The organism is Colwellia sp. 6_MG-2023 (genome assembly GCF_030547765.1).
Classification (GTDB): domain Bacteria; phylum Pseudomonadota; class Gammaproteobacteria; order Enterobacterales; family Alteromonadaceae; genus Colwellia.
In genome coordinates this window covers 1-520 of sequence record NZ_JAUOPP010000069.1, presented here as the reverse complement: position 1 = coordinate 520, position 520 = coordinate 1, and the positions used below count along the sequence as shown (strand labels likewise).

1 rRNA gene is annotated in these 520 nt (G+C 47.5%); it reads right to left on the bottom strand.

The window, feature by feature from the left end:
• Positions 1-520, bottom strand: a 23S ribosomal RNA gene (locus tag Q4503_RS18825); the annotation flags it as partial.

Below are 520 nucleotides of genomic sequence, written 5' to 3'. Positions count from 1 at the left end.
ACCGTATACGTCATCTTTCGATTTTGCACAGTGCTGTGTTTTTAATAAACAGTTCCAGCCACCTGGTTACTTCGACTCTCATGTGCTTACGGAGCAAGTCCTTCACACTAGAGAGCGTACCTTCTCCCGAAGTTACGGTACTATTTTGCCTAGTTCCTTCACCCGAGTTCTCTCAAGCGCCTTAGTATTCTCTACCTAACCACCTGTGTCGGTTTGGGGTACGGTTCCTATATATCTGAAGCTTAGAAGCTTTTCCTGGAAGCATGGCATCAATGACTTCATGTCCGTAGACACTCGTCTCGAGTCTCAGTGTTAACAGCAACCCGGATTTACCTAAGTCACCCACCTACATTCTTTCACACGGACTACCAACGCCGTGCTCATCTAGCCTACTCCGTCCCTCCTTCGCAATATATAGAAGTACAGAAATATTAATCTGTTTTCCATCGACTACGCGTTTCCGCCTCGCCTTAGGGGCCGACTTACCCTGCCCTGATTAACATGGGACAGGAAACCTTGG